This is a genomic window from Vreelandella populi, assembly GCF_003989825.1.
Lineage (GTDB): Bacteria > Pseudomonadota > Gammaproteobacteria > Pseudomonadales > Halomonadaceae > Vreelandella > Vreelandella populi.
The window spans coordinates 57728-79624 of record NZ_RZHE01000012.1; the positions used below are offsets into that span (position 1 = coordinate 57728).

General features: G+C 54.6%; 17 protein-coding genes and 2 pseudogenes. 16 read left to right on the top strand and 3 right to left on the bottom strand.

The window, feature by feature from the left end; genetic code table 11:
* The first annotated feature begins 254 nt into the window (after window positions 1-254).
* From ELY25_RS12525 to ELY25_RS12565, 9 genes are all read left to right on the top strand, one after another.
* On the top strand, window positions 255-1043 hold the full coding sequence (locus ELY25_RS12525) for an ABC transporter ATP-binding protein (protein WP_126951614.1): 789 nt from the start codon (window positions 255-257) through the stop codon (window positions 1041-1043).
* Window positions 1040-1789 carry an ABC transporter ATP-binding protein gene (locus ELY25_RS12530; protein ID WP_126951615.1) on the top strand — a complete coding sequence of 250 codons (750 nt, stop codon included), beginning with the start codon at window positions 1040-1042 and terminating at the stop codon, window positions 1787-1789. Before ELY25_RS12525 ends, ELY25_RS12530 begins: the two co-directional genes overlap by 4 nt.
* 122 nt (window positions 1790-1911) lie before the next feature.
* A complete protein-coding gene (locus ELY25_RS12535; RefSeq protein WP_126951616.1) occupies window positions 1912-3135 on the top strand; it encodes an ABC transporter substrate-binding protein in 1224 nt (407 codons plus the stop codon).
* 84 nt (window positions 3136-3219) lie between these two features.
* Window positions 3220-4107 (top strand): branched-chain amino acid ABC transporter permease, encoded by an 888-nt coding sequence (locus ELY25_RS12540; RefSeq protein WP_126951617.1) that lies wholly within the window; start codon window positions 3220-3222, stop codon window positions 4105-4107.
* Between the two features lie 2 nt (window positions 4108-4109).
* On the top strand, window positions 4110-5102 hold the full coding sequence (locus tag ELY25_RS12545) for a branched-chain amino acid ABC transporter permease (RefSeq protein WP_126951618.1): 993 nt from the start codon (window positions 4110-4112) through the stop codon (window positions 5100-5102).
* Window positions 5103-5348: 246 nt separating this feature from the next.
* Window positions 5349-6503, top strand: a complete 1155-nt coding sequence (locus tag ELY25_RS12550) for an acyl-CoA dehydrogenase family protein (RefSeq protein ID WP_126951619.1) — start codon at window positions 5349-5351, stop codon at window positions 6501-6503.
* Between the two features lie 59 nt (window positions 6504-6562).
* On the top strand, window positions 6563-7678 hold the full coding sequence (locus ELY25_RS12555) for an enoyl-CoA hydratase/isomerase family protein (RefSeq protein WP_126951620.1): 1116 nt from the start codon (window positions 6563-6565) through the stop codon (window positions 7676-7678).
* Window positions 7679-7741: 63 nt separating this feature from the next.
* Complete coding sequence (gene mmsB, locus ELY25_RS12560) at window positions 7742-8644, top strand: 3-hydroxyisobutyrate dehydrogenase (protein ID WP_126951621.1); 903 nt, start codon at window positions 7742-7744, stop codon at window positions 8642-8644.
* Between the two features lie 132 nt (window positions 8645-8776).
* Entirely contained in the window at window positions 8777-9403 is a 627-nt protein-coding gene (locus ELY25_RS12565) for a glutathione S-transferase family protein (protein WP_126951622.1), read from the top strand.
* A gap of 236 nt (window positions 9404-9639) precedes the next feature.
* On the opposite strand, the pseudogene ELY25_RS12570 reads toward ELY25_RS12565, so the two are convergent.
* Window positions 9640-9867: pseudogene (locus ELY25_RS12570) on the bottom strand (ketopantoate reductase family protein); the annotation flags it as partial.
* Between the two features lie 64 nt (window positions 9868-9931).
* Between ELY25_RS12570 and ELY25_RS12575 the strand changes: the two are divergent.
* The 5 genes and pseudogenes from ELY25_RS12575 (at window position 9932) to ELY25_RS12595 (ending at window position 14291) form a co-directional block, all read left to right on the top strand.
* Complete coding sequence (locus ELY25_RS12575; protein WP_236995731.1) at window positions 9932-10414, top strand: DUF1440 domain-containing protein; 483 nt, start codon at window positions 9932-9934, stop codon at window positions 10412-10414.
* Between the two features lie 139 nt (window positions 10415-10553).
* Window positions 10554-10835: pseudogene (locus ELY25_RS18190) on the top strand (DUF3703 domain-containing protein).
* Window positions 10836-11022: 187 nt separating this feature from the next.
* On the top strand, window positions 11023-11931 hold the full coding sequence (locus tag ELY25_RS12585) for an NAD(P)/FAD-dependent oxidoreductase (RefSeq protein ID WP_126951623.1): 909 nt from the start codon (window positions 11023-11025) through the stop codon (window positions 11929-11931).
* Window positions 11932-12028: 97 nt separating this feature from the next.
* Window positions 12029-12949 (top strand): DUF389 domain-containing protein, encoded by a 921-nt coding sequence (locus ELY25_RS12590; protein WP_126951624.1) that lies wholly within the window; start codon window positions 12029-12031, stop codon window positions 12947-12949.
* Window positions 12950-13271: 322 nt separating this feature from the next.
* Window positions 13272-14291, top strand: coding sequence for an SDR family oxidoreductase (locus ELY25_RS12595; RefSeq protein WP_126951625.1), 1020 nt, complete (start codon window positions 13272-13274; stop codon window positions 14289-14291).
* A gap of 116 nt (window positions 14292-14407) precedes the next feature.
* Here ELY25_RS12595 and ELY25_RS12600 read toward each other — a convergent pair whose 3' ends face one another.
* Both ELY25_RS12600 and ELY25_RS12605 read right to left on the bottom strand, forming a co-directional pair.
* Window positions 14408-15163 (bottom strand): phosphatase PAP2 family protein, encoded by a 756-nt coding sequence (locus ELY25_RS12600; RefSeq protein ID WP_126951626.1) that lies wholly within the window; start codon window positions 15161-15163, stop codon window positions 14408-14410.
* A 262-nt stretch (window positions 15164-15425) separates the two neighbouring features.
* Window positions 15426-17294, bottom strand: a complete 1869-nt coding sequence (locus tag ELY25_RS12605; protein ID WP_236995732.1) for a putative bifunctional diguanylate cyclase/phosphodiesterase — start codon at window positions 17292-17294, stop codon at window positions 15426-15428.
* Between the two features lie 260 nt (window positions 17295-17554).
* Here ELY25_RS12605 and ELY25_RS12610 point away from each other — a divergent pair, with 260 nt between their 5' ends.
* Together ELY25_RS12610 and ELY25_RS12615 are read left to right on the top strand one after the other, a co-directional pair.
* Window positions 17555-18349 carry a 2OG-Fe dioxygenase family protein gene (locus tag ELY25_RS12610; RefSeq protein ID WP_126951627.1) on the top strand — a complete coding sequence of 265 codons (795 nt, stop codon included), beginning with the start codon at window positions 17555-17557 and terminating at the stop codon, window positions 18347-18349.
* A 772-nt stretch (window positions 18350-19121) separates the two neighbouring features.
* Entirely contained in the window at window positions 19122-21368 is a 2247-nt protein-coding gene (locus ELY25_RS12615; protein ID WP_126951628.1) for a sensor domain-containing protein, read from the top strand.
* Window positions 21369-21897 lie beyond the last annotated feature (529 nt).

Here is a 21897-nt window from a genome sequence, read left to right on the forward strand (position 1 = left end):
TGTTGTTAAATAAAACATTTAGATCAACTTCAAATTGAACGTTACGTTTTGTAGACCAAAGTTGTAATTGTAATTGCACGCCAGAGGTTGCTAGTTTGCACTTAAGCTTTACGTAAAGGTAAAGATAGGTTGCCAGCTAACAATAATAACAACGTTGACTCAATAACTTTATAAAAGCAGCTGGGGTTGAGGAAACGTCAGCCCATAATCGATCAGCACCATTACGATAAGAACAATAAGAGGCCTGTCACTAAATGAGTGCACCCACTATCTCTACAGGACCAGTTCTCGAAACGCGAGGGCTGACCAAAGAGTTCCGCGGCTTTACGGCAGTGGATGATGTCAATCTAAGCGTGCAGGAAGGGCATATCCATGCCCTGATTGGCCCCAACGGCGCTGGTAAAACTACGGTATTCAATTTACTTACCAAGTTTCTTCCCCCTACGCGGGGCGAAATTATGTATCGCGGTAAGCCGATCACCTCGCTTAAATCCAACCAGATTGCCCGTCTTGGACTGGTGCGTTCGTTTCAAATCTCCGCCGTGTTTGCCCATATGACCGCGCTTGAAAATGTTCGCGTCGCTTTGCAGCGCCAGTTGGGCACCTCCTTCCACTTCTGGAAATCGGAAAAGTCGCTTGATCATCTTAATGAGCGTGCCTTGGCGCTGCTTGAGGAAGTGGGCCTGCGGGAGTACGCCGACACGCTGACCGTGGAAATGCCTTATGGCCGCAAGCGCGCACTGGAAGTGGCCACAACGCTGGCGCTGGACCCGGTGATGATGCTGCTCGATGAACCCACCCAAGGAATGGGTGCGGAAGATGTTGATCGCATTGTGGCGCTGATCAAACGGGTATCCGCCGGGCGTACGGTCCTGATGGTAGAGCACAACCTGAGCGTGGTGAGCCGTTTGTGCGATCAGATCACCGTGCTTGCCCGTGGCGCGGTGCTGGCAGAAGGCGACTATCAGAGCGTTTCGAATAACCCGCTGGTGCGTGAGGCCTACATGGGCAGTGACGCCGCTGAAGAGAGGGCGAGCGCATGATGACTGCCAACGCCGTAGCCACCGAACCCACCGCCCGGTATCAATCCCGGGAAATGCTCAGAGTCAAAGACCTGCACGCCTTTTACGGCGAGTCGCACATTCTTCACGGGGTCAATTTTGATGTAAGGCAGGGCGAGCTGGTGACGCTGCTGGGCCGCAACGGTGCAGGACGTAGCACTACGCTGAAAGCCATGATGAACATGGTGGGGCGGCGCACCGGCTCCATTGTCATTAGCGGCCAGGAAACGCTTTCCATGAAGCCGCACCATATTCCACGGCTGGGCATTGGCTACTGCCCCGAAGAGCGCGGCATTTTCGCAAGCCTGGATGTGCATGAAAACCTGTTGCTGCCGCCCACAGTAAGCTCCGGCGGGATGAGTCTGGATGAGATCTACGCCATGTTTCCCAACCTGTATGAGCGGCGCAAAAGCCAGGGCACACGGCTTTCCGGCGGCGAGCAGCAGATGCTGGCCATGGCGCGCATTCTGCGTACCGGGGCGCGTATCTTGCTACTCGATGAGATCACCGAAGGTCTGGCGCCCGTTATCGTGCAAAAGCTTGGCGAGGTGCTGATGTTGTTGAAGGCACGTGGCATGACCATCGTGCTGGTAGAGCAGAATTTCCGCTTTGCCGCGCCATTGGCTGACCGCCACTTCGTGATGGATCATGGGCAGATCGTCGAGGAAATCAGCGCCGTACAGCTGCCTACTCGGCGCGAGCATCTCAATTCCATGCTGGGGGTTTAACGCACAGCGCAGCAATATCGCTACAAATTAAATCATTACAAGACCTGGTCACAGCACTACAACGTCGCACCACAACAACAGTCGCACTACAACAACAAAGGCCATCGCGCCAGGAGACGAACATGACGTTAATCAAGAAATCACTCGCGGCAGGTATTGCCGTGGCAGCCGCTTCCAGCATGGCCGCCTCAACTGCCCATGCCGACATAAGCGATAACGAGGTACGCATTGGCTACTTGGCGGATATGTCCGGTACGTACCGCGATCTGGCCGGCCCTGGCGGCCTGACCGCACTTGAAATGGCCATTGCCGATTTCGGCGGCAGCGTGAATGGTTCGCCTATCGTGGTGTTTAGCGCTGACGATAGAAACAGTGCCGACGTGGGTGCCAACACGGTGCGCGAATGGATCGACCAGCGCAATGTGGATATGGTCGCAGGACTGGTGGCGTCATCGGTAACTATCGCAGTGACCAAGGTGCTTGAAGAGAATAATAGCCTGGGCTTGGTATCTGGGTCGGCGGCTTCAAGCGTGACCAACGAGCACTGCACTCCCAACCATATTCACTGGGTATACGATACCTATCCGCTCGCCAACGGCACTGCCAAAGCGGTGGTTGAGCAGGGCGGCGACAGCTGGTTCCTGCTGACTGCCGATTACGCCTTCGGCCATGCGCTTGAAGCCGATGTGACCAGCGTAGTGGAAGCCAGCGGCGGTGAAATTGTCGGTGGCGTTCGCCATCCGTTTCCTACCAGCGACTTCTCCTCTTACATTCTTCAGGCCCAAGGCTCGGGCGCGAAAATTGTAGGCCTAGCCAATGCCGGGGCCGATACGGTGAACGCGATTACCACCGCCAGCCAGTTTGGGCTCACTCAATCCGGCCAGCAGTTGGCGGGCTTGCTGATTTTCTTGAACGACGTACACGCCCTTGGTCTTGAAGCCACCCAGAACCTGCTGCTCACCACCGGCTGGTACTGGGATATGGACGATCAGGCCCGCGAGTGGTCTGAGCGTTACTTTGAAAAAGTTGGTCGCATGCCCACTATGGTGCAGGCGGGTATCTATTCAAGCACCATGCATTACCTGAAAGCGGTTGAAGCGGCGGGTACCGACGACCCTGAAATTGTGCGTGCCCAGATGGCTGAAGAGCCCATTAATGATTTCTTTGCCCGCAACGGTCGCATTCGTGAAGATGGCCGCATGGTTCACGATATGTACTTGGCGCAGGTGAAAACCCCGGAAGAGTCCACCGGTGAATGGGATCTTTATGAAATTCTGAGCACGATTCCTGCTGAAGAAGCCTATCGTCCGCTCTCCGAGAGCCAGTGCAAACTGGTGCAAAACTAGGCGATCCCTGGCTTTTATCACGTATTACCGCTCGGGCAGTGGCTGTAAGGCAGCTGCCCAGCCGGCGGCGAGGAGAGTCGTAGCATGACGATGATATTCGGAGTACCCATGGCCGTGTTCATGGGCCAGCTGACGCTGGGGCTGGTCAACGGTGCGTTCTACGCGCTGTTGAGCCTGGGGCTTGCGGTCATCTTTGGCCTTTTGAAAATCGTCAATTTTGCCCACGGGGCCCAGTACATGCTGGGTGCTTTTGCAGCGCTTCTGGGCTTTCGCTATCTGGGTATCAACTACTGGCTGGCGCTGGTGCTTGTGCCATTGGTAATTGGCGGGCTGGGTATGCTGGTCGAGCGTTTTCTGTTGCGCCGTATTGCCCATCTGGATCACCTCTACGGGCTTTTATTGACCTTTGGGCTGGCACTTATTTTCGAAGGCACGCTGGTCAATCTTTTCGGCGTTTCCGGGGCGCGTTACGCCACCCCGGAAATTCTGCAGGGCGGGCTGAACCTTGGCTTTATGTTCCTGCCCACTTACCGGGCCTGGGTGCTGGTGGCTGCTCTTACCATGTGCCTGTTTACCTGGTTCATGATCGAGCGCACCCGCCTGGGGGCGTATCTACGCGCAGGTACCGAAAACTCTCAGCTTATGCAGGCGTTTGGGGTAAATGTACCGCTAATGATTACCCTGACCTATGGCTTTGGGGTAGGGCTTGCGGCGTTTGCGGGTGTGCTGGCTGCACCGCTTTATCCCGTATCGCCCACCATGGGCTCAAGTCTCTTGATCGTGGTATTTGCGGTGGTAGTAATTGGCGGGATGGGCTCGATTCTTGGTGCCATTCTTACCGGCCTGGGCATGGGCATTATTGAGGGGCTGACCAAGGTGTACTACCCGGAAGCAGCCAACACGGTGATTTTCCTGGTCATGATTTTGGTACTTATGTTGCGCCCCGCCGGGCTGTTCGGGAAGGAGGCATAGCCATGACAGACTCCCATGTACTCAAGGCGCCCTCGGTCGTGGCCAAGCGCCAGCGCCGGGCCAACCTGCGCCGCAACGCGTTTTATTTGGCGCTGATTGCTCTGGGGCTGGTGGCGCCGTTTATTGCCTACCCCGTATTTTTAATGAAAATACTTTGCTTTGCGCTCTTTGCCTGCGCCTTCAACCTGCTATTGGGCTATGCCGGGTTGCTGTCGTTTGGCCATGCGGCATTTCTGGCGACCGGCGGCTATACCACAGGCTACCTGCTGGCAAGCTATCCAGGGCTTACGCCTGAGCTGGGAATAATCGCGGGTACGCTGGTAGCCACATTGCTTGGTGTGCTGTTTGGCGTGCTCTCGATCCGACGCCAGGGTATCTACTTTGCCATGGTCACGCTGGCGCTGGCGCAGTTGATGTTCTTCGTGTTTATCCAATCGCCGTTTACCGGCGGGGAAGACGGCCTGCACGGGGTGCCCAGGGGCGAGCTGTTTGGGTTTATCAGCCTGCGCAGCAATATGGCCATGTACTACTTCGTGTTCACGATTTTTCTTTTCGGCTATGCGCTTATTCAGCGCACCGTGCATTCACCCTTTGGCCAGGTGCTGAAAGCCATTCGGGAAAACGAACCCAGGGCGATTTCGCTGGGCTACAACGTGGATGCCTACAAGCTGGTGGCGTTTGTAATCTCGGCGGCATTAGCCGGGCTTGCCGGTTCCACCAAGACGGTGGTGTTTCAGCTGGCATCCCTCACCGATGCACACTGGCATATGTCGGGTGAGGTGATACTGATGACGCTACTGGGCGGTGTGGGTACGCTGTTGGGGCCGATTATGGGCGCAGGGCTGGTAGTCAGCCTTCAGCACATCCTCTCGCAGTCGCCGCTGGGCAACTGGGTCAGCGTGATGTTGGGGCTTATCTTTGTGGTCTGCGTGCTGAGTTTTCGAAGTGGCATTGTGGGCGAACTGGGTGCGATATACCGAAAAAATTTCAAATAGATTTCATTCCTTCCTTGCTGGCGCCCTTGGGCGCCTTTTTTATATGCAGAAGGCCATTTCTACGCCCAAGGTAGAGGGGGTAATACGTTGCGCGGTGAAGGTTTAGGCGATAAGTTAACGTAAACGTCAATTAACCCACTATGGCTTTTACGGCACTGGTTGACCATCAATAACGACAATAGTGAACGCCCGCACGGAGCGTGTGACCCAAGCGCTACGTGCCCATGCTTTGCGCGGAGATTCATCATGAATTTTGAGCTGAGTGAAGACCAGGTAGCCTTTGCCGATATGGCAAAAGCCTTTGCCCAGAAGGAGCTTGAACCCCACGCGGCACAGTGGGACGCCGAGGCCTTCTTTCCGGTGGACGTGATCAAAAAAGCGGGCGAATTGGGATTCTGTTCGCTTTACGCGCCGGAGAGCGTAGGTGGCCTTGGTCTTTCGCGGCTGGACGCCAGTATCATCTTCGAGCAGCTCTCCATGGGTTGCACATCGACCACGGCGTATCTCACCATTCACAACATGGTGACCTGGATGCTGGCTGATTTCGGTACCTCGGAGGCGGTCGAGCAGTGGGGCGCCAGGCTTGCCACCGGTGAGCTGCTGGGTTCTTACTGCCTGACCGAGCCGGGGGCAGGTTCAGACGCCGCGTCGCTTAAAACCACCGCCAAGCGTGATGGCGAATATTACGTGCTCAACGGCAGCAAGATGTTTATTTCCGGGGCGGGCAGCACCGATTTTCTAGTGGTGATGGCGCGCACCGGGAGCGAAGGCGCAGGCGGCGTCTCCGCGTTTGCGGTGGATGCCAAGGCGGAAGGCATCAGCTACGGGCGTAAGGAAGACAAGATGGGCTGGAATAGTCAGCCCACGCGCATGGTGACGTTTGAAGACGTGCGCGTACCCGCCAATCAACTGCTGGGTGTTGAGGGCGATGGCTTCAAAATCGCCATGAAAGGCTTGGACGGCGGGCGGATTAATATTGCCACCTGTTCTATCGGCACGGCCCAGCAGGCGATCAACAAGGCGCGGGAATATATGCTGGAGCGCAAGCAGTTCGGCAAACGCCTGGCGGATTTCCAGGCTCTGCAGTTTCGCTTGGCCGATATGGTGACCGAGCTGGTCGCCGCCCGCCAGCTGGTAAGAATGGCCGCGACCAAGCTGGATGCCGGCCACGCCGATGCCACGACTTATTGCGCCATGGCGAAGCGCTTTGCTACCGATGTAGGCTTCAAGGTATGCGACGAAGCGCTTCAGCTTTACGGCGGCAATGGTTATATCAAGGAGTACCCCATGGAGCGTTACGTGCGCGACACCCGGGTACACCGCATTCTGGAAGGCACCAACGAAATCATGCGCCTGATCATTTCTCGCCGCATGCTTGCCGATGGCGCTGCCGAGCTGTAGTGCGAGCTATAGTGATAGCCCCTTAGAGTCATCACATATCGCCCATAAAGGATGATGCAATGAGTAGCGTACTGTTTACCGAGCACGCCACCCGGGATGGCCACGCCATTGGCGAGATCAAACTCAACGCCGAGCGCTCGCTCAATGCGTTAACCCTGGAAATGATCGAGGCCATACTGCCGCAAATAGACGCCTGGGAAGGCGACCCGCGTATTGTCGCGATACTGCTGGATAGCGCGGGCGACAAAGCCTTTTGTGCCGGTGGCGATGTGGTCAACCTTTACAAGGCGATCACCGGCCAGGGCGACCCGGATTTTCCCGAGCGCTTTTTCGAGACCGAGTACCGGCTGGACTACCGGCTGCATACCTATTCAAAGCCGATCATTTGCTGGGGCAGCGGGATTGTCATGGGTGGCGGCATGGGGCTTTTAAGCGCCAGCAGCCACCGTGTGGTAACCGAAACCTCACGGCTGGCCATGCCGGAAGTCACCATCGGCCTTTACCCGGATGTAGGCGCGAGCTGGTTTTTAAACCGCCTGCCGGGTGGTACGGGGCGTTTTCTGGCCATCACAGGTAGCCAGATCAACGCGCTGGATGCGCTGTATCTAGGCCTGGCCGACCGCACGATTGCCAGTCACCACCGCGACGAGCTTCTGCAAAAGCTGCACCAAGCCACCTGGGGAACAGGGAAAAACGCCGATGCCCACGGCGTGGTTAACCGCACGTTACGTGAGCTTGAGCAGGCCTCCAAAGCTGATTTCAAAGCACTGGAAACTCCCGTGCAGGACTTCCTGCCGCAAATTCGCGAACTGATCGACCATGACACCGTTGAGCAAATGGTGGCCGCTATCCTCGCCGTTGAAAGTGAGGATAAATGGTTTAGCAAAGCACAGAAGACGCTGGCACACGGCAGCCCGGTTTCCATCAAGTTAATTGATGAGCAGTTAGCCCGCGCCAAGTATATGTCGCTTGCCGAGGTGTTCCAGGCAGAGCTGGCGCTTTCGGTTCAGTGCTGCCGCCACCGGGAATTTCCTGAAGGCGTGCGCGCGCTGCTGGTAGATAAAGATGGCCAACCTGCCTGGACTTACTCGGATGTGGCCTCGGTAGAGCATTCCTTTATAAATGAACTGCTGGCGTCGCCTTGGGAGAACAGTCCGCTTTCTGATCTCAGGTAACGTTCTAGCAGAGATTACTTCAACGACCCCTATTTCCAACGAGCTATTAATAAGGATAAAAAGATGACGACCGTTGCGTTTATTGGTTTAGGCAATATGGGTGGCCCCATGGCGGCCAATCTGGCAAAAGCGGGCTTTAATGTACGCGCTTTTGATCTTTCCAGAGATACTCTAGAGGCCGCCCGGTCACACGGCTGTGAAGTGGCCGCATCGGCTTCTGATGCCGCCACGGATGCCGATTTTATTATCTCCATGCTGCCCGCAGGCCAGCACGTTCGCGGGCTCTTCGTGGAAGGCGATGCGCCGCTTTTTGACGTCATCAAGCAGGGCGCGCTGGTGATAGATTCATCGACCATTGATGCCGATACCGCACGCAGCGTAGCCGCCGCCGGGGCGGAAAAGGGTATTGGTTTTATTGATGCGCCGGTGTCCGGCGGCGTAGGCGGCGCCCAGGCGGGCACACTGACCTTTATCGTGGGCGGCAGTGCAGAACAGTTCGAGCAGGCGAGGCCCTTGCTCGATGTGATGGGCAAGAACATCTTCCACGCCGGCGACCACGGGGCGGGCCAGGTGGCCAAAGCGTGCAACAACATGCTGCTTTCCATTCTGATGGCGGGTACGTGTGAAGCGATCAACATGGGCGTCAAGAACGGCCTCGACCCCGCCGTGCTTTCCGACATCATGAAGCAAAGCTCCGGCGGCAACTGGGCGCTCAACGTGTATAACCCCTACCCGGGCGTGATGGAAAATGCTCCGGCTTCCAAAGGGTATCAGGGAGGTTTTCTAGTCGACCTGATGGTCAAAGACCTGGGCCTTGCCATGGATGTCAGCCAGCAAAGCGCATCCCCCGTGCCCATGGGCTCGGCCGCGCGCGCGCTGTTTACCCAGCACAAGGCGAACGGCAACGGCCGTTTCGATTTCTCAAGCCTGATGCAGTTCTATCAGGATAAAGAAGGTAGGGCGTGAATGGTGTTGTAGCGCGTGGTAACGAATCTTGCGAGGAATGAGCCGGAGGCTCCCGCGAATGTCTGCCTTGCCACCCAACCATGCCCAAGGCACACTTTATGCCTTTGAAACCCACCAACAATAAGGATTGCCATGATTACCCTTTGGGGCCGCGATAACTCCACTAACGTCAAAAAAGTGCGCTGGGTGCTGGATGAGCTAAGTATTCCCTACGAGCAGATCCAGGCGGGCCTTCAGCACGGCGTCAACAACACGCCGGAGTACAAGGCCATGAACCCCAACGCCCTGGTGCCGCTACTCAAGGATGACGCCACCGAAAGCGTATTGTGGGAATCCAACACCATAATCCGCTACCTGGCGGCTCAGTACGGGGAAGGCAAACTGTGGATTGAAGACCCCGCCAAACGCGCCCAGGCAGAAAAGTGGATGGACTGGGCCAACAGCACGCTTTCCCCCGCGCACCGGGTGATCTTGATGGGCTATGTAAGAACCCCCGAAGCGCAGCGCGACACCGCTGCCATCGAAGCCGGCATGCAAACCTGCGAAAAACTGTTTGAACTACTGGATGAAACGCTCGCCAAGCAACCCCACTTCTCCGGCAACGCGTTTGGCCTGGGCGACATTGCCGTAGCCCCCTTCATCTACAACCTATGGAACATAGGCCTGACGTGGCAACCCCGCCCCAATCTGGAGCGCTGGTATCAACAGCTAACCGAACGCCCCAGCTTCCAGAAAATCGTGATGATTCCCGTTACCTGATCTAGTGGTGGGTACATTTCCGAGCCGCTCTAGGCACGAACAAGTAGCGCGCGGTAACGAGCACCGCGAGGCACCCGCGAAAGGGCAGCGCCCAGCTGCCCCAAGCCCGATAAAAGCTAGCCTCCAGCCAGCGCTATGCTATTTAGGAAGATCGCTAACCAAGTAGCGCGTGGTAACGAGCGCCAGCGAGGCACCCGCGAAAGGGCAGCGCCTAGCTGCCCCAAGCCCGATCAAAACTAAAAGCTCTCCTCCAACACAGCCAACTCACCATCCAACCCCCGCAACACCTCACAACCCACCCCATGCCGCTTCGCACTCTCAATCAGCGGCCCCAAAATCGCCCCACGCTCGGTAAGCCGCTTGGCCTCCACATCCTGCAACATCGATGCCTTATTGTTCGCTGTCTTCTCAATAACGCCCCAAACCAATGCCAGCCACGCATCCAAACCGCTGCCACCATTGGGCGCTTGGCCACATTCGCGACTATGGTGAGCTATGTAAGCCAACATATGCCTCAAGGAGGAAGCAATGAATCGCTACTTGGCCGGAGCCATCGGCGGCCTGCTCGCCACCGTTCCCATGACCCTTGCCATGGGGGCGCTATATCGGCGGCTCCCCCGGGAAGAGCGCTACCCGTTGCCGCCGCGTGAGATTACCCAGAACCTTCTGCAGAAAGTGGAGGCGGATGCGCTATTGGACGAAGAGCAGCACGTCGAACTAAGCCTTGTCAGCCACTTTGGCTATGGTGCCTTCGCAGGGGCGCTGTACCCCGCTACATGCCAACGAGTCGCGCATCCTTTGGTCTACGGCAGCGGCTACGGCGTGGCGATATGGGCAGCGAGCTATTTCGGCTGGATCCCGGCGCTGCATATCCTCTCGCCGCCCCACCGTCATCCGGCCAATCGTCGCCAGCTAATGATTGCCGTTCATCTGGTGTGGGGGGCCGGCACCGTATGGATCGGCGAATGTCTGGCGAACCAGCGGTACGCCCCCTCGGCACGACTGAACTAGCCACGCACCACTTGCAGGCTCGGAGTGCTATGCCTCAGGTTCTCCTGCATCCGCTCGCTGTACCAGTTGATGAAGTTGATTACCCCGAACTTTTTTACAGCGAATAGCTCCCTACGTTGAGGCCGAGTTGGCGAATGCCATGCGGGCAAAATCAGTTGGTAATATTCAGCAAGAGTTTTCCCATCTGGAGCGGGCGCATGTCATTGGGCAGGAATCAACATACTGGCATGTAAAGGTTCATGTATTGATGCTGGTCTAGGCCTCCCGCAACCACTCATTTAACTAAATATTAGGCCAGGTTTTCCGGATTGTGGGCGCTGCGACTAAAACAGCATTTGGGTTGGTGCCACAAGGTAATACGGGCGGCGTCAATGTCAGCCCGTTCAAGAAATGGCAATTGCGCCGGAGTTGGCCACTTTGATTGAAAAGGCCAAGTCTGGTGTATAACCAGGCTCGTCACACGGGCATCCTTAACTACGCCGCACCGTTTTGTAAAGGCCATCGGTGCGCTCTGCGTTAAATTAGAACCCCTTAAAACACCGCTTCTGAGAGACTACCGGACTGGTCTTAAATGGATTTTGGCTTCATCGCATACAGGGAAAACTGAAATGGAAGAGTCTGCCACGTTAGATTGCGTGATCATTGGTGCTGGCCCCGCTGGGTTGGCTGCTGGTATCTATCTGCAGCGTTTCCTGCGAGACATCCGCATTATCGATGCGGAGGCCAGCCGTGCCACGCTTATTCCTCGCACCTTCAACTATCCCGGCTTCGGTGAAGGCATCAGTGGTAATGACCTGTTGGAGCAGTTCAGGGCGCAGCTCCAGGCAAACGGAGGGCGGGTGATGCCTGGGCGGGTAGCGCGAATTGAGCGCACCGAGGATGGCCTGTTCAACGTCGTGACCGAATCAGAAATACTACGATCACGGACGGTACTGCTTGCCACCGGTGTCGTTGATGTCGATCCCGAGATCGAAGGCTTCCAGGCAGTAAAGCAGGAGGGGTTGATTCACTATTGTCCCATCTGTGATGGCTTTGAATTCACCAACGAGCGTATCGGAGTGATCGCCCGAGAAGAACATGGCGTTGACGAAGCTATATTCATCAAGCGATTTAGCGCCGACCTGACGCTGATCGACATCGAAGACGGTGCTTATCTGAATAACGTGTCGGTGGAGCGGCTGGCGCACTCGGACATTGCACTAGTGCAGGGGAAAGTAAGCGCTATGTACACCGATGAAAGCAAACGCATCCACTTACGCATGGATGACGGCACAGAGCATTCGTTCGCAGCGATTTATTGCGCGCTAGGTACCGAAGTGCGCAGTGAATTAGGCACGAATATGGGGGCTCTGAGGAATTCGCAGGGGTATCTTGTGGTGAATCCACACATGCAAACTGGAATCGAAGGACTGTACGCCGCGGGCGATATAACCAATCATCTGAGTCAGATTACCGTGGCCACCGGGCAGGCCTCTATTGCTGCCACCGCTATTCATAACCGGCTTCAGGATCGCTGATTTCGTTGGATCCTTCGACTAATGCGTGTCAAGCAAGAGTGGCGGGCTTAAAGGGAATATCTATACTCCAAGAGCATTGATATCACAGGAGGCAGGGATGCCACGTACTATTGAAGTCAGCGCGCCAGCGAAAACCATCGACGCTATCCTTGAACGGATCGAGCCAGGGCAGGGTGTCGTGAGTATATCCCTACAGAAGGGCGCTTCCCTATCTCCGCCAGGGGACGTACTGATCATTCATGCCACGGACGAGGCAACCCGTTTACTATTGGGTACACTGACGGATCTCAACGCCTCGGTGGACGGAACGGTCAGTCTGAGCGAGCCCACCAGCCTGCTCTCTTCGGAACATCAGCGGCTGATCAATAAAGAGTCGAATGAAACGATCTGGGACGACATGGCTTTCCTTCTACGCAGGGATACCAACCTGTCGGCCAATTACCTCATGCTAATGGCGCTGGCTGGGGCCATTACAGCGGCAGGCCTATGGTCCGATACGTTACACCTGATTGTGGGATCCATGATCATTGCTCCGGCTTTTGAACCCCTGCTACGGCTACCGCTAGGCCTGATCACACGTGCCAAGGAACTAATTCCCAGCGGTCTAATTTCGACAGGTGCCGGTTATCTTGCGCTAGCCACGGGGGCAGCATTTGCCACAATGATACTCATGCTCTGGGAATCTGGAGACAAGCCGGGTCTGGCCGATCAGCAATGGATTAATTATTGGTCTTCGCTGAGTTTTTCCGGGGTGCTTATCTCCTGCTTCGGTGCAATCGCAGGGCCCATTATTGTCACTGCCCAGCGCTCGGTAATGACGGTGGGGGTGATGATTACGCTCGCCTTGATTCCAAGCATGGGAATAGTGGGTATGGGGCTGGTTATCGGCGATCTGACGCTAGCTGGGCAAGGCTTTATGCGGTGGTGCGTGGATGCCGCTCTTGTAACAACCATGAGTGCGATAGTGTTCGGCCTCAAAAAACATTTTCTGCACTCTCGTCTGCACGCTTTGAGTTAATGGTCAAACGGGTACAGCCTCACAGCTTGGCCTCCACGTATAAAGAAAATCACTCTTTATTAACTTAAAAACATGGGCCTATGTTAGCCATCGCCCAGTCAGTGGCTAATATCACCACCTACTTTAGTCCGAGTGTGGCAATGGATATGCCTAAAGTTGATAGCGTGTTCCACGCCTTTCGCACTGAATCCAGACACATGCCCGTTGCGCCACAACATTTTGCAATTCTTGTAGAGCTACTATCCTGAGAGAACGGTTCGAACTGGTAATCAGGGCTCAACAACCCCTTCCCGAAAACCGCATGTACAGCAAGGAGCGCGAAATGGCACTGCATTTGAAAAACTTGGAAAAACAGACAGTGATCATCACAGGCGCAACCTCGGGCATTGGCCTGGCAACTGCGCGTATGGCCGCCGAGCATGGCGCACGCCTGGTTTTGGCAGCACGTGACGAGAATACGTTGCGCAAGCTTTGTGACGAAATCAACCTCGCCGGTGGCGAAGCCGTCCACGTCGCGGTGGATGTCGGCGATAAAGCGCAAGTTCAAAGGATAACGCAAACCGCCATCGATACTTTCGGCGGCTTCGATACCTGGATCAACAATGCCGGTGTATCCCTTTTCGGCAACCTGCTCGATGTCGATGAGGAGGATTGTCGTCGTCTGTTCGACACGACTTACTGGGGCGTTGTGTACGGTTCGTTGGAAGCGGCACGCCACCTGGGCAAGCGCCGCGACGGCTATGCCGGTGCGATCATCAACCTCGGCTCGATCGCCTCGGATCAAGCCATGCCCTATCAGGGCATGTATTCAGCCGCCAAGCATGCCGTCAAGGGCTTCACCGACGCGCTGCGCATGGAACTCGAGCATGTCGGCGCGCCCATTTCGGTCACGTTGATCAAGCCGGCCACCATCGCCACGCCCTTCCCCGAACACGCTGGCAACGTCATGGACACGGAGCCGACCCTGCCGCCACCGCTTTACGAACCCCGCATCGTCGCGCGCAGCATTCTTTACTGCTCCGAGCATCCCCGCCGGGACATGTACGTCGGTGGTGGCGGGCGGCTCATGGCCGCGCTGGGACACTGCGCACCACGGTTGATGGATAAGATCATGTCGGCGAAGATCGTCGGACTGCAGAAGACCGACAAGCCGGAGCATCGGCGCCACTTCGCACTGCAAGAGCCGGCCACCGATATGCGCGAACGCGCTCCATACTCCCGCCACGTTGCCAAGACCAGCCTGTACACCAATGCCTCAATGCACCCGGTACTGACCACGACCGTACTAGCCGGCGCATTGATCGGTTTCGTTGCCCTGACCGGGCGGCGCTCGAAGAACTGACGCCCGATAGCGCTTCGCTCATAATGTAGCGCTACTCAAGCAGAAAATGACGTCGCATCACCTGCAGGTGGTTGGGCAACACGCATTAGTGTTGCCCAACCTCTGCTTAAGCCAGGTTATTCGGTGCCCGACCAGCTCTCTTCTGACTCTACCTGCCCGCGCCGCTGCATCCAGCGCATCACTATCCAGCATAGCGCTGCCCAGCTAGCCCCGGCCGTCCAGCCAGCAAGCACATCGGTCGGCCAATGGACGCCGAGATAGACGCGGCTTATGCCCACTAGAAGTGTCAGCAATATCGCCAGTATCAAAAGATAAGCCTTCAGCCTCAGTGCGGGCTGTACGCGGATGAGTAACGCGGCCAGGGTGAGATAAGTCACGGCAGACATCATTGAGTGGCCGCTAGGAAAGCTCGCCGTGTAGACCATGGCTTCGTGAGGCACGAGGTCCGGGCGAGGGCGGTCAAAGCCCATCTTCATCACCGTGCTGAGTAGTATGCCGCCGGGCACCGCAATCGAGGCAAAGAGTGCCGCGCGATAGCGTCTGGCAAGTAGCAGGTAACCCAAGGCGCCCAACATGATAAGTACCAGTACGCCGACACCGCCAAGCGCGGTAAAGTCCCGTCCCATTTCCTCGACCCAGCCCGGCCCGATCGGGTCGCTAAGATCAGCGGGGTTGCGAAGGGCGAGCAGCAGGCTCTCATCGATGCTCTGGGTACCCCCATCGATGACCTCATCAGCCAGCGCGATGAACCCCCAAATTCCGCCCGAAAGTACCGCAATGCCTAGCAGCGTTACTAGTTCTTGGCGGCCGAGCCGAGCCAGCATGGAAAGGCTTTGGCGCCCAACGCGTCCAATTTTTTCATGGTGTTTCATTTGCAACTCCTTTGCTTTGATAAGTCACACGCAATTGTAGCTGGCGCACGTTGACGTAAGGGAGGTGATCGGGGGATAAACCAATTGCTGGCTATAAAGGCACTGTCGACCAACTGAAAGCCCAGGAGGGAGAGCACACCGATGGCCATGGGCCAGGTTTGGCGCTACAGGGTCAGTCCCAGCGATTGAGGGGCATTGGGGTCGTTCACAAGGTCTCCAGGGTATGGCAACCCCGGGGATTGTACGTCAAATCACGCGAGGCTTAGCTCGACAGCCCTTCGTGACTAGGCACGAAGCCGCCCAGCAGGCGGTCGATTTCCTTGGCAGGCATCGGACGGTAAAAGAAGAACCCCTGGACGAGGTCGCAATGCATTTCGCGAAGCAATGACAACTGTTCGGCGTTCTCGACGCCCTCGGCCACCACCTCCAATCCCAACCGATGACCGATGAAGATGGCACCCTCCATGATGGCCCTATCCTTCGGCTGTGTGGGAGCGTCGTGGATGAAGGAGCGATCGATCTTCAGGGCGGTGACTGGAAAGTGCTTGAGATAGCTCAGGGAGGAATAACCGGTCCCGAAGTCGTCGATAGCAATGCGAATACCGCGATGATAGAGGCGCCGCAGGTCCTCAAGAACGGTCTCGTCAGCTTCGATCAGGACATTCTCGGTCAATTCGATGCCGATATCCCGCGGACCTAAGCCATGACGCTGCAGCGAGTCCTCGAAGCTCTTGAGGGCATCTGGACGCACCAGTTGACGCCCCGAGACATTGATGTCGATGCGGTGCTCATGAAATCCCTTGGCACGCCATTCCACCTGCTGGCGGCAAGCCTCTTCGATGACCCAGTCGCCCAGACGATGGATCACACCGGAACGCTCGGCCAGTGGGATAAACTCGGCAGGCGAGATCGGCGGGCCTTCGGCAGGCTCCCAGCGTATCAAGGCCTCGAGATTCTCTATTCGCCCACTGGCCGTCGAGACCTGGGGCTGGTAGTGGAGGGAGAATTCACCGTTATCTAGGGCTTCCTCGAGTCGCGCCGAGAGATAGTGCTGGCGAACCAGCTCATCATGGAGCTTCTGTTGGAAGAAACGTACAACACCCCGACCATCCAGTTTGGCATGATTCTTGGCAACATCGGCATTACGGATCAATTCGCGTGACGATTCACCATTCTCGGGAAAGAGCGCCACACCCAGGCAGGCCGTGACCTGACGCTCCCGACCATCCAGGATGAAAGGTTCCCGAAAGACATTCTGGACATGATGAACGACCCGTCTGACATCGGGGTCCAAGTGGGCGCCGGGAAAGGCCAGCACGAATTCATCGCTAGAGACACGGGAGACTAGGTCAGTGACTAGCTGGCACTCTTTCAGTCGCCGAGTCAGCTCAATGAGCAGGCGATCGCCCTGATCATAGCCAAGGGCATCATTGATCTCGACGAAGTGATCGATGTCCAGGTAGATGGTTGCCAGGCCATTGCCCTGGCGTCGACAGGAATCCAACAGACTGTCAAGGTCGACCTCGAAGGTCTGGCGGTTAGGGAGATGGGTGAGTCTGTCGAAACGGGTGGCGAATTCCAGGTCACGGTGGGCGCGCTTTTGGTCGGAAAGATCGACATCCACGCAGAACATCAAGGGTGAGTCGGTATGCTCATTGAGCATCAGATGCTGCGAAAAGACCGATACCAGCTCACCGGTTTTGTGCTTGAGCTCGATTTCATCAGCGGGTATAGCGACGCCTTCTTTGATCCAGGTACCATGCGCCTGGATCACCCCGTCACGCATGAAGGCAGGAATGATCAGATCTTCCAGTAATTGTCCCTGGGCTTCCTCAGCGGTATAGCCATAGAGACGAGTGCTACCCTCATTCCAGTAAATCACTCGCCGATCGCGATCATAACCCTGAACCGCCACCTTCGGCAGACTCTCCAGCAGGGCGCGGAATCGCTGCTCACTCTCCAGATACTGGCGGCGTACTAACTCGACTTCTTCTCTGCCGGCATCATGCGAATCGATGCTATCAGTTGAAGGTGTCTTTGACACCTTCAACACGAGCGCACCGGAAAACTCCCTGCGGTTCTCCTTCAGGCGTTTCGGATCTCTGTGATGTCGGGAATCGCTGGCAGTCATGGGATCCACTAAAAGAAAAAACCCTGTCAAGTGCCATCATAATGGCAACAGTAGGCACTTTGTTGTGATTATCCTACACCTATTAGTAGGAGATAACCTACATATCCGTCATCAACGGTCTAATCCTATTTTAAAAAAATAACTCTTTTTGTTACATTTCTTGACATATTCTTTCAAATCTTTTCATTTACCTCCTGTTGACCGCGTGTTTGCACCGGCAACACCGGGCAATTCCGCCCAGTTAACAGGAGAATACCAACATGAAACTCGATACTCTCAAGCACGGTTTCGACCCCATCTCTATGCCTGCCGATTCACTCGCCAATTATTGGAATCCGGGAGTGACCGAGGCGCTGAGGCATCAAGATTGGGCGAAAACCGATATTCGGGAGCGAATCGATCTGGCCGCCTGGCAAGGATTTACCGCTGACCTGCCGCGCGATCCTTATGTTGACCAGCGATGGAAGCGGATGTCATGGCTCGCCCTGAATGATCAGGGAGATGTCGAGGATATGGGCCAATGCCCCATGGCCCAGGGGGGGGCCTTCAACGACGCGGAAAGCATGGCGGATCGTCTGCGGTACTATGATCCGCTGACTCGGGAATTCATGGCACGCCCCGATGTTAAGGGCTTCGTTCGCGCCTGGGCAAAGCTGTGGAGTATCGGTGCGCACGAACCTATTCTGATGCAGATCACCGGGGTTCGCGGGGAGGGCAGCATCGACCCCCTTCAGGGACAGGGAATTCATGCCGATGGCTGCAAGGCCCTGAGCATTTTGGTGCTCAATCGAGAAAACGTGGCAGGGGGTGAAAACCACCTCTACGCAGACAAGGCTGGCACGCAACCCTTGGTTGATATCACGCTGGATCCAGGTGATATCCTTCATCTGAGCGATGATCGGCTATTCCACAGTGTCGACGGGATCGAACAGCTCGACAGCGAGGCACCCTTCGAGCGGTTCATCATCATCATCAACAGCCGCTTCGTGGACGACTTCCAGAACCGGATGTTGCGTCGCCACTTCCCGGAAGCGGTCTTAAATGAGGGCTACTGACACTCTCGGTAAATTGAGAACTTAGCACAGCCAAGACGCCCCTGGAACTCCGGGGGCGTCTTGGCTGTGGCTAGGCAATCAGTGTTGCCAATAGCACTGACGGCATAATCAGCAGACCAATTTTCATACAATGGCCCCAGCTAATTTTGTATCCTTTACCCACTCATACATGAAGCCAGAGCAGAGTCGCGAGACTGCCTGGGCTTCACAGGGAGTTGGTGAGGATTAGCGATATGTTTGAACTGCTGGGCAGTATTGGCATTCTGATTCCCTGAACTAGGTAGCTAGCTAGGCGGGGCGGAGGGGACGGTCTTTCCTACCAATATTCATATGGCGTTGCACCCCGTGCAGTTTTCGGCCGTACCCGTATGGGTTATTGCATCTTCGCTTGCCTCTGCAGCTTTTGTTTATATGGCTTATCTGGTGAGCTATCAACAGTAGAGCCGTTACTTCTTATTTAGCCATCGAACAGATAGAAAGTTAATATGTATAACTGAGGGCTTATTTCGGACCGTCACTAATCGGCTAATATGAACAATTGCTAATAGTCTGTATTGGCACAGAAAGAAAGCCTGCTTTAACTGATAAAATCAGAATTGGTTTAATTCAGTGAGATGGAAAAGCCGAGTTTGAATTTGAGGTGTGCTGCGGATATTCGCCTTATGTATATGTACCCCTGTCTGATGCTATTTCTGCAAAATAAAAGTTAAAATGGTAGAATTTTCTAATCAATAATTAATATCTATTAAAATAACTTCAGTGGGCAATCTAAATGGCTTTTGGTAGCACCGAATCTCATCAAAATGCTTTGAATTTGCTAGTCAAGGCGGCAGCTTACTCGGCAGATTGCCCAAACGGATTCCTGATTGGCAGTGTAGAGGCTAACTGGAGCCTTCTAGCCAGCTACGGAGGTGAGCCCCCACTTCCGTTTGATACCTCAATCGAATGGTGGCTGAAGTCAAACCTGACTGATAGGCAACCCATCATCATCAATGATGCATTAGGCCAATCTCTTCCCGTTTATTTTCACCAGCTACGAAGCCTTGGGCATAAATTTGTCGTCGGCGTAGCTATATGGGGTGAAGAAGAGGAAATGATAGGGGTATTATTGGTAAGCAGCCCTTGGCCACAGCAAAGATTGAGCACTGCACAAGTGTATGCTCTGCAGACGCATGCTGCACTCGTCGGGCAAACCCTCCAGTTACAAGCAGGGTTATATCTCCCGAAACAAAAAACGTTTCTGGAACGCCTTCGGCTGCTTGAATCAGTAGTGGTGAATGCGAAAGACGCGATCCTGATTACAGAAGCGGAGCCCATTGACCAGCCCGGACCAAGGATCGTTTATTGCAATCCGGCTTTTTTGACTACGACGGGATATACGTTATCCGAAGTCATCGGTCAGACGCCGCGAATACTTCAATGTGATGACACCAGCCGTGCAACGCTGGATCTCATCCGGAAAGCGCTCTCAAGCTGGCAACCCATAGAAGTCGAACTCATCAATACTCGCCGCGACGGAAGCCAATTTTGGGTCGAGTTAAGCATTGTACCCGTCGCCAACGAGAAAGGTTGGTTCACACATTGGGTATCCGTGCAGCGGGATATTACTGAGCGCAAGAAATCTGAGCATTTAGCTTTACAGGCGCTTGCGGATCGAGAAGAAAAGGTTGCACTGGAAAGCCGTTTGAAGGAGCGGGAACGTATTGAGGAAGAGCTGTCATATGCCGCTTACCATGATGATTTAACAGCGCTGCATAATCGGGCATACCTGATGGCACTCCTTTCGGACCTTCTCAACAATAGTGGCCAAGAACAGGCACCTGACGCCACGGTACTTTTTCTGGATCTTGATCGATTTAAATTTGTAAATGACAGTTTGGGCCACGGGGCAGGTGACATCCTTCTCGAAGTGGTCGCTCGCCGACTAGAAAACTGTATCCGAGAAGAAGATATATTGGCTCGGGTTGGTGGAGATGAGTTTGCTATCCTGCTTATGGGTGGGAATCAGTCATCCTTGGCAATCGAGCTTGCTCAGCGCGTTGTGGATCAATTGAGTTTGCCGATTGTCATTGAGGGACATGACATTTTTACCTCTTGCAGTATCGGTATAGTGACCGCGGATATGACGCATACCTCTCCGGAAGATCTGCTTCGAGATGCCGACATCGCCATGTATGCAGCCAAAAAACAGGGGCGAGGGCGATGGGCTGTGTTTGATGTATCCATGCGTGAAGTGGCTATCAACGCGTTGGTGATGCAGAATGCTCTTAAGCAGGCTCTGGTGAATAATGAGTTTTCTATTGCCTATCAGCCCATTTACAGCATCTTTACAGGTGAGATATCAGGTGTAGAGGCATTAGTGAGATGGCATCATCCAGTGCTCGGTCAAGTACCGTCAGACCGTTTCATTGCTGTCGCTGAAGATATCGGTGTCATACATGAACTAGGCCACTGGGTCATGCAAAAAGGGTGTGCTGAACTGCAACGTTGGAAGACTGAGTTTCCCAAACTGAAATTGCATCTGAACGTGAACGTGTCGGGTGTAGAGCTTAATCGACCGGGGTATCTTAACCAGATAAAAGAAATCCTCGCTCAGTCGGGTATCAACGCCCGTGACCTTCAGGTCGAAATTACTGAATCTATTTTCCTTTATCAGCCGGATAAAATAGCGCAAGTATTAGAGAGCATACGAGAGCTTGGTGTTCGTATAGCATTGGATGACTTTGGAACCGGGTACAGCGCACTCGGCTACATCGATCGTTACCCCATTGACGCCATCAAGATCGACCAGTCATTTGTATCCAGAATGATGACCTTCCAGCGCAGCGACGCGATCGTCAGAAGTATCTTATCTTTGGGCCGCGCGTTGGATATCGATATCACCGCAGAGGGCGTCGAGACTCAGCCTCAATTACAGCGCTTAAGAGAAATGGAGTGCCCGTTTGTTCAAGGCTATTTGTTAAGCTACCCAGTAAAGGCTGAAGAAATTTTGCCTCTTTTGAAGTTAACGATGACCTGAAAGGATCAATTTCTTGAGCATCCAAGGGCTGCATTAAGAAGAAAGAGTGAGGCAGAATAGCCACTAATGTATTTTGTCATCTTTACTAATTTCAGGCAGCATAGAATTTAACTGCCTTTATTAGGGTTGGCTGTTCTGCCAGTTTGAGTACGGCATAATAATTAGCATACCAAAATATAGCTAAGCTCGTTTAGCGCCCTAGTATATTGGTCTCGGTTTTCTTAGATGATTTTGCAGCTTTCTTTTCCTTGGGAGTTAAAAGAGGTTTCTTTTTGGTATTTTTCTTACTGTCTTGTCCTTTGCTCATGATATTTGCCTATATAGGTCGATTAAACTGTATGAAAACAGCTTATGGTAATTGATAGTAGCTCACCAAGTGTCATCGCGCATTTTATATAATTATTGACCTGCTAAAAATTTTTAAAAAGCCGTTAAGCTTTATCAGATCTTGAAGCCCTGAAGGCTGAAATTGAAAAGGCCAATAGCCGGCTTGCCGAGGCCAGTAGTCAACGCGACGCTGTCGCTTACG

Bases quoted from the DNA above. Each gene is read 5' to 3' on its own strand.
- ELY25_RS12590 (WP_126951624.1), top strand. From the start codon at position 12,029: ATGCCACGTACTATTGAAGTCAGCGCGCCAGCGAAAACCATCGACGCT.
- ELY25_RS12565 (WP_126951622.1), top strand. From the start codon at position 8,777: ATGATTACCCTTTGGGGCCGCGATAACTCCACTAACGTCAAAAAAGTG.
- ELY25_RS12530 (WP_126951615.1), top strand. From the start codon at position 1,040: ATGATGACTGCCAACGCCGTAGCCACCGAACCCACCGCCCGGTATCAA.
- ELY25_RS12550 (WP_126951619.1), top strand. From the start codon at position 5,349: ATGAATTTTGAGCTGAGTGAAGACCAGGTAGCCTTTGCCGATATGGCA.
- ELY25_RS12600 (WP_126951626.1), bottom strand. From the start codon at position 15,163: ATGAAACACCATGAAAAAATTGGACGCGTTGGGCGCCAAAGCCTTTCC.
- ELY25_RS12545 (WP_126951618.1), top strand. From the start codon at position 4,110: ATGACAGACTCCCATGTACTCAAGGCGCCCTCGGTCGTGGCCAAGCGC.
- ELY25_RS12525 (WP_126951614.1), top strand. From the start codon at position 255: ATGAGTGCACCCACTATCTCTACAGGACCAGTTCTCGAAACGCGAGGG.
- ELY25_RS12575 (WP_236995731.1), top strand. From the start codon at position 9,932: ATGAATCGCTACTTGGCCGGAGCCATCGGCGGCCTGCTCGCCACCGTT.
- ELY25_RS12595 (WP_126951625.1), top strand. From the start codon at position 13,272: ATGGCACTGCATTTGAAAAACTTGGAAAAACAGACAGTGATCATCACA.
- ELY25_RS12615 (WP_126951628.1), top strand. From the start codon at position 19,122: ATGGCTTTTGGTAGCACCGAATCTCATCAAAATGCTTTGAATTTGCTA.
- ELY25_RS12610 (WP_126951627.1), top strand. From the start codon at position 17,555: ATGAAACTCGATACTCTCAAGCACGGTTTCGACCCCATCTCTATGCCT.
- mmsB (WP_126951621.1), top strand. From the start codon at position 7,742: ATGACGACCGTTGCGTTTATTGGTTTAGGCAATATGGGTGGCCCCATG.
- ELY25_RS12555 (WP_126951620.1), top strand. From the start codon at position 6,563: ATGAGTAGCGTACTGTTTACCGAGCACGCCACCCGGGATGGCCACGCC.
- ELY25_RS12535 (WP_126951616.1), top strand. From the start codon at position 1,912: ATGACGTTAATCAAGAAATCACTCGCGGCAGGTATTGCCGTGGCAGCC.
- ELY25_RS12585 (WP_126951623.1), top strand. From the start codon at position 11,023: ATGGAAGAGTCTGCCACGTTAGATTGCGTGATCATTGGTGCTGGCCCC.
- ELY25_RS12540 (WP_126951617.1), top strand. From the start codon at position 3,220: ATGACGATGATATTCGGAGTACCCATGGCCGTGTTCATGGGCCAGCTG.
- ELY25_RS12605 (WP_236995732.1), bottom strand. From the start codon at position 17,294: ATGACTGCCAGCGATTCCCGACATCACAGAGATCCGAAACGCCTGAAG.